This window comes from Aquimarina mytili, assembly GCF_016735115.1.
Taxonomy (GTDB): domain Bacteria; phylum Bacteroidota; class Bacteroidia; order Flavobacteriales; family Flavobacteriaceae; genus Aquimarina; species Aquimarina mytili.
Genome location: NZ_JAERQJ010000003.1, coordinates 91,696 through 108,444, shown reverse-complemented (window position 1 = coordinate 108,444; position 16,749 = coordinate 91,696). Strand labels below are relative to the sequence as shown.

The 16,749-nt window shown below is 33.4% G+C and carries 14 protein-coding genes; 2 read left to right on the top strand and 12 right to left on the bottom strand.

Going from position 1 to position 16,749, the window contains the following annotated elements; all coding sequences use genetic code 11:
• Positions 1 to 118: 118 nt before the first annotated feature.
• The 7 genes from JJQ60_RS07815 to rpsO all read right to left on the bottom strand — a co-directional run bounded on the left by JJQ60_RS07815 (position 119) and on the right by rpsO (position 8,335).
• Positions 119 to 1,888: an FG-GAP-like repeat-containing protein gene (locus tag JJQ60_RS07815; protein WP_201918407.1), complete on the bottom strand. Its 1,770-nt coding sequence runs from the start codon at positions 1,886 to 1,888 to the stop codon at positions 119 to 121.
• A gap of 78 nt (positions 1,889 to 1,966) precedes the next feature.
• Positions 1,967 to 3,097 carry a helix-turn-helix domain-containing protein gene (locus JJQ60_RS07810; RefSeq protein ID WP_201918405.1) on the bottom strand — a complete coding sequence of 377 codons (1,131 nt, stop codon included), beginning with the start codon at positions 3,095 to 3,097 and terminating at the stop codon, positions 1,967 to 1,969.
• Between the two features lie 12 nt (positions 3,098 to 3,109).
• Complete coding sequence (rpe, locus tag JJQ60_RS07805) at positions 3,110 to 3,772, bottom strand: ribulose-phosphate 3-epimerase (protein ID WP_201918403.1); 663 nt, start codon at positions 3,770 to 3,772, stop codon at positions 3,110 to 3,112.
• A gap of 55 nt (positions 3,773 to 3,827) precedes the next feature.
• Positions 3,828 to 4,235, bottom strand: a complete 408-nt coding sequence (locus JJQ60_RS07800; RefSeq protein WP_201918401.1) for a BLUF domain-containing protein — start codon at positions 4,233 to 4,235, stop codon at positions 3,828 to 3,830.
• A 244-nt stretch (positions 4,236 to 4,479) separates the two neighbouring features.
• Positions 4,480 to 5,343, bottom strand: coding sequence for a sigma-70 family RNA polymerase sigma factor (locus tag JJQ60_RS07795; RefSeq protein WP_027395748.1), 864 nt, complete (start codon positions 5,341 to 5,343; stop codon positions 4,480 to 4,482).
• Between the two features lie 315 nt (positions 5,344 to 5,658).
• Positions 5,659 to 7,833: a polyribonucleotide nucleotidyltransferase gene (locus tag JJQ60_RS07790; protein WP_201919678.1), complete on the bottom strand. Its 2,175-nt coding sequence runs from the start codon at positions 7,831 to 7,833 to the stop codon at positions 5,659 to 5,661.
• A 232-nt stretch (positions 7,834 to 8,065) separates the two neighbouring features.
• The gene (gene rpsO, locus JJQ60_RS07785) at positions 8,066 to 8,335 is read right to left on the bottom strand and encodes a 30S ribosomal protein S15 (RefSeq protein WP_201918398.1); all 270 of its coding nucleotides are present in this window, start codon (positions 8,333 to 8,335) and stop codon (positions 8,066 to 8,068) included.
• 167 nt (positions 8,336 to 8,502) lie between these two features.
• Between rpsO and JJQ60_RS07780 the strand changes: the two genes are divergently transcribed.
• A complete protein-coding gene (locus JJQ60_RS07780) occupies positions 8,503 to 9,327 on the top strand; it encodes a hypothetical protein (RefSeq protein ID WP_201918396.1) in 825 nt (274 codons plus the stop codon).
• A 108-nt stretch (positions 9,328 to 9,435) separates the two neighbouring features.
• On the opposite strand, the gene accD is transcribed toward JJQ60_RS07780, so the two are convergent.
• The 3 genes from accD to tamL form a co-directional block, all read right to left on the bottom strand.
• Entirely contained in the window at positions 9,436 to 10,293 is an 858-nt protein-coding gene (accD, locus tag JJQ60_RS07775) for an acetyl-CoA carboxylase, carboxyltransferase subunit beta (protein ID WP_201918394.1), read from the bottom strand.
• A 61-nt stretch (positions 10,294 to 10,354) separates the two neighbouring features.
• The gene (gene fbaA, locus JJQ60_RS07770) at positions 10,355 to 11,422 is read right to left on the bottom strand and encodes a class II fructose-bisphosphate aldolase (RefSeq protein ID WP_201918392.1); all 1,068 of its coding nucleotides are present in this window, start codon (positions 11,420 to 11,422) and stop codon (positions 10,355 to 10,357) included.
• A 243-nt stretch (positions 11,423 to 11,665) separates the two neighbouring features.
• Positions 11,666 to 14,239 (bottom strand): translocation and assembly module lipoprotein TamL, encoded by a 2,574-nt coding sequence (gene tamL / locus JJQ60_RS07765; protein ID WP_201918390.1) that lies wholly within the window; start codon positions 14,237 to 14,239, stop codon positions 11,666 to 11,668.
• 37 nt (positions 14,240 to 14,276) lie between these two features.
• Between tamL and JJQ60_RS07760 the strand changes: the two genes are divergently transcribed.
• The gene (locus JJQ60_RS07760; RefSeq protein ID WP_201918388.1) at positions 14,277 to 15,017 is read left to right on the top strand and encodes a TrmH family RNA methyltransferase; all 741 of its coding nucleotides are present in this window, start codon (positions 14,277 to 14,279) and stop codon (positions 15,015 to 15,017) included.
• A 2-nt stretch (positions 15,018 to 15,019) separates the two neighbouring features.
• Here the strand turns inward: JJQ60_RS07760 and porT are convergent, their stop codons facing one another.
• Together porT and ubiE are read right to left on the bottom strand one after the other, a co-directional pair.
• Positions 15,020 to 15,727 (bottom strand): type IX secretion/gliding motility protein PorT/SprT, encoded by a 708-nt coding sequence (gene porT, locus JJQ60_RS07755; protein WP_201918386.1) that lies wholly within the window; start codon positions 15,725 to 15,727, stop codon positions 15,020 to 15,022.
• Positions 15,728 to 15,815: 88 nt separating this feature from the next.
• A complete protein-coding gene (ubiE, locus tag JJQ60_RS07750) occupies positions 15,816 to 16,547 on the bottom strand; it encodes a bifunctional demethylmenaquinone methyltransferase/2-methoxy-6-polyprenyl-1,4-benzoquinol methylase UbiE (protein ID WP_201918384.1) in 732 nt (243 codons plus the stop codon).
• Positions 16,548 to 16,749: the final 202 nt, after the last annotated feature.

Below are 16,749 nucleotides of genomic sequence, written 5' to 3'. Positions count from 1 at the left end.
TCGTATTATTTGAACGAACCTTAATTGATTTATAAAACTACTAATTTTTGAGTTTAGGGTACTAAAAAAGGCAAGCTTCATGTTGAAACTTGCCTATTAGATGAAAAATAGGAACAGCTTATTGAATCACTAACTTTTTTACAATCCTTTTTCCATCTATGGCTACGTTTAAAAAATAATTTCCTTTAGATAATGAAGATGTATCGAGTTCTATCTCTTGATCAGAATTAAACGTAGATTCTGAAATCAAGAGCCCACTTACATTCTTAATACCAACTGTAATTGCGTTTTTTGATGTTGAATTATGGATGTTTACTTTTACAATGTTTTTTGAAGGATTAGGGTATACAATTACTTCAACCCTTTTGTCTTTCTTGTCCTTAATTGGAGGGGATACTGGCTTTTTTTTGCCTTCTTCAAGAGTATAAAACCGGTTTGCCCTCAGGTTTTTATACGTGTCTATATTTCCTGAAGGCCAATAAATGGCTAGTTTATCTATTTTAGGAGCTTTGTTAAGACCAAAATGTGCTCTTAAACTGTTATGTCCCATAAATGTGTTTGAAGCGGAGATTTCTCTTTTGAGGGTTACTACTTTGCCTTTAATTCTTATGGTTGCTTCTAGTCTAGCCCCTAATCCGGCTTTATTTGAGGGATTACCTATAAGCTTAAAGTTTACAAAATTATTTTTTACGGCCAGATCATTTCTAAAAAGAGCTTTTAAACCTCCTCCTACAACAAAAAAGTCTAAATCACCATCGTTATCATAGTCAGCTGCTGCTGCACCCGTAGAATTTCCTCCGGTACTAGAATTGATTAGATTTGAACCACTTTCGGTAAAAGTGCCATCTCCATTATTAATAAAATAACCACTTCCTGTTGCACTTGAGGCTGTAATGATTACATCCAAATCCCCGTCATTGTCAAAGTCGCCCCAAACGTTTGATAAATTTTGAGTATTAGTCGTGGTAAAAGGAGTTTCAGTACTTACGTAGTTTCCTGAATTGTTTACATAAAATTTGTTTTCAATACCAGAATAGTTAGTCAAACAAACATCAAGATCACCATCATTGTCGTAATCAATTACATTATAATTTTGTCCATCTTGTGGATCTTCAGCAAAGGCCAAATCAGCGCTGGTTAATTTCTGAAAACCTTCATTTCCAGTTTCAACTTGTAGGTTTTTAAACAAGAAATCTTGTTTAATACCAGCTGGACCAGCGGCAGGGCCACTTGCAATAAACAAATCAGTATCTCCATCTTCATCATAATCGGTCCAGCTGGATACAGTATATGCTTCTTTGTCTGTTAGAAATTCGTAAGGTTCGGTCACTTCAGTAAATGTACCGTCAGAATTACCTCGATACAATCGATTAGGAAAACTTAAAGGGTTTAAGAAACCATCGGCAAACGTAAGAATGAAATCAACATAACTATCATTGTTGTAATCACACCATTGGGCGCTCCATGTTCCTGAACTAATTGTGTTTAATATTGTATTGGTTTCAACAAATTTTCCTCCACCTGTATTAGTATAAATACGTGTCTGTAATATACCTGGTAGAGAAAACCTTGAATATAGTAAATCTAAATCGCCGTCATTTTCATAATCGGCCCAGCTAACTCCTACAAGCGCAGTTGCAATTGGAATAGCTGCTCCACCTTCGGCTACTTCAAAATTTCCATTTCCAAGATTTCTATAAATTGCACCTCCATAAAACAAGTCAAGTTTATCGTCATTATCGATGTCGGTCCATGCAGTTCCAAAATAAGTACCGCCTATGGTTGGTTCAGAAACAACAGGGTTGTTCGTGTCAGTAATTAAAGTGAATTTTTGTGAAAAAACTGTAAAAGAGATACAGAAACAAATGCATAGAGTTATAGTTCTCATAAGCCTGGATTTTAAGATTTATAAGAATAAATTTCACTAAAAGCTAGGGAGAACTGGTTTAGAATTATAATTTTTTACTTATTTATCTTGGACTTCAAGATATTTTTTCTTGTATTCTGAGGGAGTACAATTATATTTATTTTTAAATGCAGTATTAAATGTTGCTTTATTATTAAAACCTACATCAAAATATATGGTTTTGATACTACTTTCTGAATCTTCTAAAAGTAATTTCCTAGCTTCTTCCAGTCTATACTCATTAATGAATTGGTTAAAATTTTTCCTGGCTTTTTCATTAATAAGTTTAGAAAGGGTATGCGTTGAAAACCCAATTTTATCTGCCAATTGTACCAATCTTAAGTTGTTATCTAGGTAGGGTTTGTTTTGTGTTATATAGCTAAGAAGTTTGTCATAAAACTCATCTTTGGTTGTTCCGGTTAATTCACCATTTATGGTTTCCTTTAAAAATAAATTCGATAATAGTTCTCCATTAAATATAGAAGGTTCTTTATAAACCATATATCCTATGGCATATATAGAAATGGTCATAGAAAAAGAAATGGTATAATCCCAGCCGACATTAAAAAATGAAAACTTTACCAGAACGTAATAGCTGATATAAGAAATTATAAAGACCGAAAATAAATTAAGTAAGAGGTGAGACCATTTTTTTCTTAAGACTTCGTATTGAGAGCTTTTGTCGTTTTTATAAAAAGAAATAAAGTCTCTTATAGTAATTACATAGATGATAAGAGATAGGGCAGGAAGCCAGGGCGATCTTAATGGCCAAAAAATAGAAAATAGGATATCACCTCTGTATTGGTCAAGATTTTGAAACCCATTTGACATGATTAGATAATAGCCATTTAATAAGAATGAGATCATCGCCGGTAAAAAATGATACCATTTAATTCTAAAAGATTCGCGATAAAATCTTATGATATAGCTATAAAGTAATGGTCCGAATGCCAGGTACCAACTTGAATCAAAAAAGTAAACATATGGATATAGGGACTCATATTTTGTCCAGAAAAAAACATATTGAACTAGTATAAAAGAAAACCCCGATATCAATAAAATAATGGGTAGGTTGTTTGCTCTTCCATTTTTATTGATACTTAAAATAATGCTTAGAAAGAATCCTAATGAACTTACCAATAAGAACATGGATGTCCAGGTATCAAAAGATGGTGTTAGGTTCTGTTCCATTTTTTATGCTATCTACATATTGGCAACTTCCTTTAATTGTTCGATGGTTTTGATCGGATTTTCGCTTTTAAAGACAAAACTTCCAGCAACTAGAACGTCTGCACCAGCATCAATGAGTTGTTTGGCGTTTTTATCAGTAACACCACCATCAATTTCAATTAGGGTATTAGCACCTTTGAGATCAATGATTTTTTTGAGCTGTTTTACTTTTTCGTAGGTGTTTTCAATAAAGGATTGTCCTCCAAAACCAGGATTAACACTCATAATACAAACTAGATCAATATCCTGTATGGTATCTTCCAGTAAACTAACATTAGTATGTGGATTGATTGCAACTCCGGCTTTCATACCTTCTGCCTTTATTGCTTGTAATGTACGATGCAGATGAGTACATGCTTCATAGTGTACTGTTAAGATGTTACTTCCTAATGCTGCAAACGTCTTGATATATCGATCAGGATCAACAATCATTAAGTGAACATCTATAGTCTTTTTGGCATGTTTAACAATATCTCTTAAAACAGGCATCCCAAAAGAAATATTGGGTACAAAAACACCATCCATAATATCAATATGAAACCAATCAGCATCACTGGTATTGATCATTTCTACGTCTCTTTGTAGGTTCGCAAAATCTGCTGCTAATACTGAGGGTGCTATACGTTTTGAAGCCATAAAATTATGTGTATTATTTTCAAACAAAAGTACTATTTAAGTTTTGAATATTTTGCTATAAGAGCTTCATAAATTTTTGAATCAAATATTGAATACTTTTGAAGTGTTCAGGATTACTTAACTTTTCTTTTTTTAAAAACTTTTGAAGTTCAATAGGTCCATCGTGATCAGAGATAACAGTAAAAGAAGAATGATAATCAGAAAAAGAGGTATCACTAATCTCTTTATCTAACATTTTAATAATATTATAATGCCTGGGGTCTTTTTTTATTTTTTCAAATAGTGTCGTAATAACTTCTTTTGCGCCTTCTAAAACTTGTAAAAAATTACCATCTGAATAGATTAGTATTCCCGTAATATTCAATAAACAATTTTGGGTTTTAACATAATCCATGAGTTGTGTAATATCAATGTCTGATACATTCGGATTCGAAGTGCTTACATAACTTATAGTATATCTCATAAGCAAATTATTAGGGGTAAGAGATATGGGAAGATATGAATTTTATAATGTTTTTGCTAGTTTATTGTGTTTTTGATAACAAAACAACCGTAATAACTTATTTTTTAGCAATGCGTTAATGGTTTTGTGATAATTGATACTATTAGGAGCAAGAAAAAACCTCCGGTAATCAGCCGGAGGTCATTCATCAATCAAAAAACGAACAGTTATGTTATAAAACTGTTTGTAACTGCAATTTAGGAATTTATCCTAAATATGTCTTCAATATTTTACTTCTAGATGTATGTTTTAATCTTCGAATTGCTTTTTCTTTGATTTGACGTACACGCTCACGTGTTAGGTCAAATGTTTCTCCAATTTCTTCTAAGGTCATTGGGTGTTGATCTCCAAGACCAAAATATAATCTGATTACATCAGCTTCTCTTGGTGTAAGTGTTTCTAAAGCACGTTCTATTTCTGTGCGTAAAGATTCGTGTAATAAAGATCGATCTGGATTTGGAGATTCTCCAGAGTTTAATACATCGTATAAATTAGAATCTTCACCTTCTACAAGAGGAGCGTCCATACTTACATGACGTCCAGAGTTTTTCATAGACTCTTTAACATCATTGATTGTCATATCTAATTCTTTTGCAATCTCTTCAGCACTTGGTGGGCGCTCATGTGATTGCTCTAAGAATGCATAGGTTTTATTGATTTTGTTTATAGAACCAATTTTATTTAAAGGTAGACGTACAATACGCGATTGTTCTGCCAAAGCCTGTAAAATAGATTGACGAATCCACCATACTGCATAAGAGATAAATTTAAAACCACGTGTTTCGTCAAAACGCTTAGCAGCTTTAATCAATCCCAAATTACCTTCGTTTATTAAATCTGGAAGTGTAAGTCCTTGGTTTTGATATTGCTTAGCCACAGATACTACGAATCTAAGGTTAGCTTTTGTTAATTTTTCAAGGGCTCTTTCATCACCAGCCTTAATACGTTGAGCTAATTCTACTTCTTCATCTGCAGTAATAAGATCTACTTTACCAATTTCCTGCAAATATTTGTCCAGCGATGCAGTTTCACGATTTGTTACCTGCTTCGTAATTTTAAGTTGTCTCATCTATGTTCTCCTTGAAATTTTATTTGTGAATATTTTAGGGCCTTTATATGTTATACGTAATATGTTATGAAAATGTTACAAAAAAGTTTCTTTTTTGATATAAATCTTTTTCTTTCGTATTAGTCGTACATACTTACCTATTACTAACACTAGCTTTTTGAAATATTTGGAGATATTTTTTTCACACTTTTTAACAATTTGAAGAACGTAGTTTAGTGTTTTATGGTGAATAGCTTTTTGTATGTTCTTTAAATGAAAAACACCTTTAGTATTTAAATACTAAAGGTGTTTTTTTATGAATCTCAAAAAAAGAAATTAATTTTCTTTTTTGTCTCTATGCGGTTTTCTATCTCCTTTAGGTTTATCACCTTCTGGTCTTGGTGGGCGTTTTAGTAATGCCTTTCTTGAAACCTTTTCTTTTCTGGTCTTTGGGTCAATACCAAAATACTTAACATCAATATTGTCTCCAATATTTACGACATCGGTAACATTATTTGTACGTTCCCAAGCAAGTTCTGAGATATGAAGAAGAACTTCGTTTCCTGGTGCTTCTACATATTCTACTACAGCACCAAAATCTAAAATCTTAACTACTTTTACTTCGTATACGCTTCCAACTTCTGGTTTGAAGGTGATAGATTCGATTTTCTTGATTACACCATCAATTGCTTCTTGATCTACTCCAAGAATTTCTACAATTCCTTTATCACCGTCTTCTTCAATCACAATTGTAGTACCACTTTCTTTTTGCATTTCCTGAATAACTTTACCTCCAGGCCCTATTACAGCACCAATATATGCTTCTGGAATCGTAATCTTAACCATTTTTGGAGCGTGAGCTTTAACAGTTTCGTTAGGTGTAGCTATCGTATCTGTTAATTTTTCAAGGATATGTAAACGTCCATCACGTGCTTGTTTAAGAGCTTTTACCAGGATCTCATAAGAAAGTCCTTTGATCTTAATATCCATTTGACAAGCAGTAATACCATCTGCAGTACCGGTTACTTTAAAATCCATATCACCAAGATGATCCTCATCTCCTAAAATATCAGATAATACGGCATATCGATCACCATCAGAGATCAGTCCCATTGCAATTCCTGAAACAGGCTTTTTAAGCTCTATACCGGCATCCATAAGTGCCATCGTTCCAGAACATACCGTAGCCATAGAAGAAGAACCGTTTGATTCTAAAACTTCAGAAACAACACGAACAGTATATGGGCAATCTTCAGGGATCATGCCTTTCAATGCTCTTTGTGCCAAGTTACCATGTCCAACCTCTCTACGAGAAGTACCACGTAATGGTCTTGCTTCTCCAGTTGAGAAAGGAGGGAAGTTGTAGTGTAAATAGAACGTTTCTTCACCTTGTTGTGTTGGTAGATCAATTACATTGGCTTCTCTAGAAGTTCCTAAAGTTACTGTAGCTAATGCTTGAGTTTCACCACGAGTAAAGATTGAAGATCCGTGAGTAGAAGGTAAATAATCTACCTCACACCAGATAGGTCTGATATCTGTAGTTTGTCTACCGTCTAATCTAATACCTTCATCAAGGGTTAAATTTCTAACTGCTTCTTTATGAGTTTTGCTAAAATATTTAGAAACTAAATCACCGATTTCTTCTAATTCTTCTTCGGTGAACATAGCTTTTATTTCGTCTTTCACTTCAGAAAAAGCTAAACCACGTTCTTTTTTAGAAGATCCTTGCTTAGCAATATCATAACACTTTTGATAAGCAGCATCATATATTTTTTTAGCTAATTCTTCATCTTCTTTTTCTTCTTCGTATTCACGAGTTTCCTTTTTTCCAAAAGCTTCGGCTAATCTAACTTGTGCTTCGCATTGTACTTTAATAGCTTCGTGTGCAAATTTGATAGCTTCAGTCATTTCTTCTTCAGAAACTTCATCCATTTCACCTTCTACCATGGCAACAGAATCTGCAGAAGCTCCAACCATCATATCAATATCTGCTTCGGCTAACTGAGCACGGCTTGGGTTGATAATAAATTTACCATCAACGCGTGCAACTCTTACTTCAGAGATAGGAGTTTCAAAAGGGATATCTGATAATTGAATAGCCGCAGACGCCGCTAAACCTGCTAATGCATCTGGCATTACATCATCATCATGAGACATTAATTGGATCATCACCTGAGTCTCTGAGTGATAATCTTTAGGGAATAGTGGACGTAATACTCTGTCTACTAATCTCATGGTAAGAATTTCTTCGGTACTTGGTCTTGCTTCTCTTTTAAAGAAACCTCCTGGGTAACGTCCTGCAGCCGCAAATTTTTCGCGATAATCTACAGTTAATGGTAAAAAGTCAACAGTACCTGCATCATAAGAGGATACTACAGTACATAATAACATTGCTTTACCCATTTGAACAACAACAGACCCGTGGGCTTGTTTTGCTAGTTTTCCGGTCTCGAGGGTGATTTGTCTTCCATCACCTAAGTCGATAACCTCTCTATACACTTGTGGAATCATATTTTTTTGATTCATGCCTATTTGTGCTACCATAAAACATTACTATGGAGCAATCTTAGGCTTAATTAAACATTGGTTTCCATCTTACTCGGATGGACAAGGTTGTGTTGTTGTTGTAGTAAATTGCGCGACCAATGAAAAACTAAGGCATTCATTCATACTTTTTAGTACTGAATGTTTTCGTTTTAACTATATAGTATAATAAAAAAAGAGGCGCGCAGCCTCTCTTTTATTATTTTCTCAATCCTAATTCTTTTACAATTGCACGATATCTCATGATATCTTTTTTCTTAAGATAGTCAAGTAAATCTCTACGCTTACCCACTAACTTTACCAGAGAACGCTCAGTATTAAAATCTTTACGATTATTTTTTAAGTGCTCTGTTAAATGTGTAATTCTGTGCGTAAATAATGCAATTTGACCTTCTGCAGAACCACTGTCATTCTTTCCTTTACCGTGTTTTGCGAAGATTTCTTCTTTAATTTCTTTTGTTAAATACATTCCAATATTATTTAAATGATTTTTATGTATACAATAGCTCTTTGCTATCAGCGTGCAAATATAGTACTTTTTGAATTAGAAATGCTTTTTATTAAAAAAAATCATCTTTCAATTAAACCTTTCTAAAAATAGCTGGTCTTAGAATAGTAACGTTAAAATTAAATATTATGAAAAACAGCATTTTAAAGTTTGGTTTGATTGCATTTTTGTCAATGATTTTGATTAGTTGTAGCAATGATGATTCTAGTACTGAGGTTATTGAATCTCTGAATTCTGAAGAAGCTGAGCTTACAGCAAAAGTCGATAATACTACTGAGGTGATTAGCGATACCTTTTTACAAGTGTACGAGGCGGAAGAAAGCATGGCAAAAAGCCCTATTCATCCTTTTTTGCCGGAATGTGTAGTGGTCACCATAGAAATCACAGGTAATTCTAAAACGATTCTGGTAGATTTTGGAACCGAAGGGTGCGAAGTTCGAGGGCGTATCATTAAAGGTAAGGTTCAAATGGCTTATGAGGCAGTTATTGATACAGAACTTTTAGTTATCAATTATAGCCTGGAAGATTTCTTTATTGATGATATTCAGTTAGAGGGAAATAAAACAGTAACCAGGCAAAAGGCTAATGAGGCTGGGAACCCTCAATATACTATGAATATGGATTTGATAGTTACTTTTGCTGATGGTACTAAAGCTACAAGAACAGGAAATAAGACCCGCGAGTGGATCGAGGGCTCTTTTAATGGTAATTGGGGAGATAATGTTTTCTTGATTACTGGAGCTTGGGAGACAAATTTTGTTAATGGTAACACGCATAGTACTAACATTACGACTCCTTTACGTAGAGAGGCAAGTTGCAGATTTCTGGTAAGTGGTATTGTTGATTTGGTAAGAACAAATTATAGCGGATCCTTGGATTATGGTGATGGAGCTTGCGATAATAAGGCTGTATTTACGAATGCGAATGGAGAGGAAATTGAAATTAGACTATAGTTTCTCGTATCTTAAAAAGTATATAAAAAGAAATTCTTTTTATTAAGATGTTTTTATAATAAGTAAAACCCGACATATGTCGGGTTTTACTTATTATAAATGTATTTTTTAATTTGCTAAAGGTCTGTTTAAAACCAAATTCAGATAAAGGTTTACTTTTTGTTTTAGATGTTGTCTAGGGGTTATGAAATCTAGAAACCCATGTTCTAATACAAATTCTGAAGTTTGGAAACCTTCTGGTAATTCTTTTCCTGTAGTATCTCTTACTACTCTTGGTCCTGCAAATCCAATCAAAGCTCCAGGTTCTGCAATATTAATATCGCCAAGCATTGCAAAAGAAGCTGTAGTTCCACCGGTTGTAGGATCAGTACATAAGGAAATGTATGGGATACCAGCATCTGCTAATTGTGCTAATTTTGCTGAAGTTTTAGCTAATTGCATTAATGATAATGCGGCTTCCATCATACGAGCTCCTCCAGATTTAGAAATAATCATAAAAGGAACTTTGTTTTTTAATGAATAGTCTGCGGCTCTGGCAATTTTTTCACCTACCACACTTCCCATAGAACCTCCAATAAAAGAAAAGTCCATACAGGCGATCACTAAGTCATTACCACCAGATTTTCCAACAGCAGTTCTAACCGCATCTTTTAAGTTTGTTTTTTCTTGAGCATCTTTAAGACGATCAACATATTTTTTCTTGTCTTCAAATTTAAGAGGGTCCTTAGAACTAAGATTTTTATCAAGTTCTTTGTACTTGTTATCGTCAAATAATATTTCGAAATATTCTTTACTTCCGATTCTTACATGATATCCATCTTCTGGACTTACATAAAAGTTTTTTTCAAGTTGTTCTGCATCAACAATTTTTCCTGTAGGTGATTTGTACCAAAGTCCTTTAGGGACATCTTTTTTGTCTTCGGTAGCAGTTTGTATACCTTTTTGTGTTCTCTTAAACCAAGCCATAAATTTATTGTATTAAAAAAAGCTGAAACTCATCAAGAGTTTCAGCTTGGTTTTTCAGTCTTTATAATGTGTTTACATTATTTAAATCTTCAAACGCCTTTTTTAGACGATTTTTGAATGTAACTTCTCCTTCGCGTAACCATTTTCTGGGATCATAATACTTTTTATTAGGTTCCTCTGGTCCATCAGGATTGCCAATTTGAGTTTTTAAATACTCGATATTATTGGTCATATAATCTCTAATTCCTTCGTTGAAAGCAAACTGAAGATCGGTGTCGATATTCATTTTAATAACTCCATACCCAATTGCTTCTCTAATTTCTTCTAAAGAAGATCCGCTTCCTCCATGAAATACAAAATCGATGTGGTTATGTTCGACTCCATATTTTTCTGAAATAAATTCTTGAGAATTCTTAAGGATTTTCGGTGTTAGCTTTACATTACCAGGTTTGTATACTCCATGTACATTACCAAATGCAGCGGCAACCGTAAATTTGTCACTTACTTTACTTAATTCTTCATAAGCATAAGCAACTTCTTCGGGTTGTGTGTATAATTTAGAATCGTCTACATCGGTGTTGTCTACTCCATCTTCTTCACCACCAGTAATCCCAAGCTCGATTTCTAATGTCATTCCCATTTTACTCATACGAGCTAAATAGTTTTTACATATTTCTATGTTCTCTTCAAGAGGCTCTTCTGATAGATCAATCATATGTGAACTATATAAAGGCTTTCCGGTTTCTTTATAAAATTGCTCTCCTGCGTCTAATAATCCGTCAATCCAAGGCAATAGTTTTTTTGCACAGTGGTCAGTGTGCAAAATAACAGGAACACCATAAGCTTCAGCAAGTAAATGTACATGTTTTGCTCCAGCTACTGCTCCTGCAATGGCTGATTTCTGATTTTCGTTAGATAGGCCTTTTCCGGCATTGAATTGTGCTCCTCCATTAGAGAATTGGATGATTACAGGAGCATTTAATTCTGCGGCAGTTTCTAAAACCCCATTGATAGAGTTAGAACCGATTACATTAACTGCAGGTAAAGCAAACGCTTTTTCTTTAGCGTATTTAAAAATTGCTTGTACCTCGTCTCCTGTAGCAACTCCTGGTTTAATGTTGTGACTCATAATTTAGTTTTGGTTTAATAAGCTTACAAAAATAGTAAAATTATACTGAAACAAGTAGTATTAGAGTAATCTTTGATATGGTTGATCATGATCATTTTAATTGCTTAAAAAATACCTGTTGACATAGTTTTTTTACGATTCTGCGGCTAATATAAAATTATTAGTGTGAATAGATAAAAAAGTTTACGTTAAAAACTGAAGATTGAGAGGCTTGATAAGAATTGTAATCGTGCGGTATATATATTAGAAAGGGTAGTTGATTCCAAAATTATAGACAGCTTCAGAAAAATTATAGCCTTTGAACCATCTTTGATCTCTATCACTTGCGGGATTAAATGTTTTGAATCCTATATCTAGTCGTATCACAAAAAAATCAAAATCATATCTAAACCCAAAACCACTACCTACAGCAATTTCCTGGATATCGTCTAATCTTGAAAATACTGCTTCTTCTTCCTCTACATTATCAAGGATATTCCAAATATTTCCAGCATCAATAAATAAAGCTCCCTTTAGAGATCCTAAAATATTGTAACGATATTCGGCATTGAGTGCTATTTTAAGATTTGCTTCATTAAATTCATTTCTGCCTCCTGTGCTTCCTGGGCCTAAGTCATAAGCAAGCCAGGCTCTATTGTCATTAGGTCCCCCCCCAAAGAAACTACGTGCAAACGGAATACTATTTGCATTGCCATAAGGAATGGCAATTCCTCCAAAAGCCCTGAAGGCAATGATGTTTTTTCTCCCTAGATCCCAGTGTTTAATATAATCAAGTTCTGTTTTTGCATATTGAGAAAATTCTACATTAAATATTTCAAAACGATCATTTGATTTTTTCTTTAGACCAGCAATATTAGCAATAGTGTTTAAGGTATTTCCAGCGAGTTCGATTTTAACTCTAAATCTCGAAAAATCCTCATCATAAAGATTTTCTCTATTGTTTTTGGTATAGGTGTAGCTCGAGGCAAAAATTAAGTTGTCTTCTGTAAGTCGTATTTTTCTTTCATTAATATTTCTAATCTCTTGTAAATCTTCTGCGGTTAAATCGGGATCTGGCCCTACATCTGGAGATGCACCTAAGGATTCAATTATAAACTGGTCCGCACCGGTTGGGATAGTAAGTTGAGGAGTATCGCCATCAGGGTTAAATAAAGGAGAGTCTGCTTCTAAAACTCGAACTGCGATATCATTTAATTCGTTAAATGAAGTCTCATAAATGTTGAAATAATTATTGGTGCGCAGGTTACGTACATATTGTACATTGATCAAATCAAATTGATTTGTTACCGTAATATTTGGTTTCCATCGGTAATTAAAAATTCCCGATGCATTGGTTTTGTCAAGTCCAATGTTTTGCTGCACATTCATACCAAATATAAGGTTTGTGGTTGGGGACATCCGTTTCGGGATAATTTTATTAATTCTAAACGGAAATAATATTTTTGGAAATGAGAGCTTTACATCTGTAGCAACTTCAGAAATGTTGAAGAATTTTTCACCACCATCAACTGCATCACTAGAGGATCCAATACTACCTCGAGCAGAAATTTCTAAGATCTCAGCACCTTTAAAGACATTTCGAATTAAAAGAGATCCACCAAAACCTACGCCAAATGCCTGTATACTTGAAGTAGAGACATCAAATTCGGTATTAACACTATATTTTTTTCTGGGAGTAAGTAAGATGTTTGCAATTAAATTTTCTCCAGAGGGGTCATTGGGGTCAATATCATATTGTATGTTTGGGTACTTGAATGTTCTAAGGTTATTTATTTGATTGTATGTAAATATTTTGTCGCTGTCCCTGTATATTTCACCTGGATTTATCAAAATAGAGTTGGTAATCGCTTTTCTGGTAAATTGTATCTCGTCAAAACCATAAATATTATATCCTCTATAAAACATGCTATCTGTTGGTTTTTTATTTCTGTTTTGATACGAGTAATCTGTAAAAACATTGACCTTGCTAATTTTATGTACTTTGAACGGAATTCTAGCTGTAGAATCACCAAAAGCTACAGACCTATTTTTTATTAAAAGGTTTAGGTTTACTTTGTGCCCCGTATTTATAGTGTCGGCATCAAACTTTATATACTCTTTTTCAAAATGGAATAATCCAGAATTTCTATATAAGGTGGTTAGTCGTTCTCTTTCGGTCTCTATATCCAATGTCTTATATTGTTTTCCAGAGATAATGGCAGATTTTTCAGTATTGAGCTGATAGATAGAATCGGCTACCATGGACTCTATTCTGGTGTGTAATGAATCTATAAAGTAGGGTGAGTTTGGTCTTATGTAATAGTCTATTGTAGCCTTTTTGTCCTCTTTTCTATTTATTTTGTAATCAACCTTATTATTGAACCATCCATTATTCCAATAATACGATTGTAGTCTTTTTACAGCACGTTTTGTTTTAGATTCGTCTATAATTGTTGGTGCTTCACCTGTTTTTTTTAGCCAGTCATTTATACCTGATAATCCAACTCCTAATCTATCTACTTGCTTTTTAGAGAAGAAATTTATCATTCTTTTTTCTCGATTAGGTTTTCTTGTTAACCAATCTTGATATAAAGAGTCCTGGTTTACACTCGCAGCATTATAAATATGAAGTCTAATAGGTATGCCCAGTAGTTTAGTATTGGGTTTTTGGTATAATTGATTGTATAATTTTGGTTTATTAGTTTTTACACTATCGATAAAAATTTTATGATTTTCCAGTAAATAATCGTTTTCCGGAACTCTCTTAACTGCGTTACACGAAATTAAAAAGATTGTGGTTAGGGTAATAAATAATATTTTTGTGAGAAATTGTTTCAATCCGTGTTTATTATTGATTCAAAAATACATTATTTGGATGGTTAGCAAAAATCAAAAGAAACTAATAAAAAGTTTATATCAAAAAAAATACCGAAAACAACATGGGTTATTTGTTGCAGAAGGAAAAAAGGTAATAAAAGAGTTGTTAGAAGCAAATATAAAGCTTCATTCACTTTTCACGTTGCAGGATAATCTTTTTGATGTTTCTGAAGCATTAGAACATAAGATTACTGAAGATGAACTAAAACAAATTAGTTTTTTAACCACTCCTCAGGTCGCATTGGCGGTATTTTATATTCCTGTACAAGATGAAATACGCGGCGATGGTTTGGTGCTGGCATTAGATGATATCAGGGATCCAGGCAATTTAGGAACAATAATTCGTTTGTGTGATTGGTTTGGTGTTGAAGAGCTAGTATGTTCGTTGCAAACTGTAGATTGTTATAATCCAAAAGTGATTCAAGCTACTATGGGGTCAATAACAAGGATCAATATTGTATATACAAATCTTCAGCAATATATAGAAGAGGAGAGTTCAAACTCAAAGGTGTTTGGAACTTTTATGGGAGGCGAAAATATATTTTCGGTAAAACTGCCAGAAAAAGGAGTTATAGTTATGGGTAATGAAGCTAGTGGGATTTCTGCTACTATCGAAAATTTAGTAAGTCAAAAATTAGCAATACCGCAATTTGGACAAATTCAAAAAACGGAAAGTTTAAATGTGGCTACTGCAACAGCTATTGTTCTTAGCGAATTTAAGCGATCGTATTTAGATTAGTGTTACTGAAAAGTAAAGTTTAGAAATACCCCTCTGGTAGACATCTTGTCTATTGTGGATGTCCATGGGCTGTTTGGGTCATTGTCTGGCACCAACTCATCGTTCATTGCAAAAACACCTCGTATTGATGGTGTAAATTTAAAGTAATACAGGTATAAATCTATTCCAAAACCTATTTCGTAATAGTTGGTGTTATTTTTCATTCTAAACTCTCCAGAGCTGTTATCGTCTGGATTGTCGGCATTACTCGATAAGTTTAAAGATGTTGAAACCCCTCCAATAATAAAGGGTTTAATGTTGTTAATTCTTTTGGTAGATATTTTTAATAATAAAGGAACATGTACATACGTAGATTTTACTTCTCTTTCTCTTTCAAAATTTTCAGAAAATAGTGGGTTGTCAAAAGTTAGTGTTCTGGTATTAAAAGTTACCATAGGCTCTAGACGTAAGTCTAAATAATCATTTATTCTCATATTACCCAAAAGTCCAACACTAAAACCTATTGATTCATTATGCAGAACATCAGGATCCAATCTATCTGCAGTATAATCAAAATTGAAGTCATAAAAATTAAGCCCGAGAATATATCCCCAACTAAACCTTGGCTTGTCAAAGTTTTGAAGGTTTTGAACCTTTTCTTTAGTAAATAATTGTGCACTCACATTTTGAGTGAATACTAAAAGAGCAATTGCGATAAAAAGTTTTTTCATCTAAATTAAAATTTACCAACCAAATCGTTAAAACTACGGTATATTTTGATTAGCATTAGTTACTTTTTAATACCCGTAATGGGTTTTCTTATTGTTTTGTGGCTGTATAAATTGTAGCAACACCAAAAGTTTGTGGTTTATCTTCAACATCTATAAACCCAATTTTTTTCAAAATATTGTTGAACACCTCACCATAAGGAAAAGCTGCAGCACTTTCGCTAAGATAAGAGTATGCTGATCGGTCCTTAGAGAAAATTCTTCCAATAACCGGTAAAATCATCGTAGAATAAAACTTGTATCCTTGTTTAAATGGGGTTTTAGTAGGGATTGAAGTTTCTAAAACTATAAAAATCCCACCAGGTTTAAGTACTCTAAAAATTTCAGAAAGCCCCTTTTCTAAATTTTCAAAATTTCGAACACCAAAAGCTACCGTAATAGCATCAAAGTAATTATCGTCATAAGGTAAGTTTTCACTATCACCTTGTACCATACGAATAATAGGGGCTAATTTTTTTGCTTCGACTTTATTTTTTCCAACCTCAAGCATTCCTGCAGAAATATCAAGACCAATAATTTCTGAAGCTCCCGTTTTAGAAAGGTTAATAGCTAAATCTCCGGTTCCGGTGGCAACGTCCAGAATTCTTTTAGGATTGGTTTTACCAACAAGTTTTACAACTTTTTTACGCCATTTTACATCAATTCCAAAAGAAATAACACGATTTAGGCCATCATAGTTTCCCGAAATAGTGTCAAACATTTCAGTAACTTGTTCCTTCTTGGATCTCTTCTCGTCCTTATATGGAGTTATTTTTTCAGGCATTCAAAAAAAAATTTAGGCAAATATACATTTTTGATATTGATAGTTAGAATAGATTTAAATTAAGTTGAGGATCATCAAATTTTATCAGTTAGTCAAATTACATTATCTTTGTACGCTTTTTATATTCTAAGGGATGCTAGAAGTTTTTTAATTGTAAAAAAATACATCTCTTAGTTTGATTTTATCTTTAGATGGAAAACAA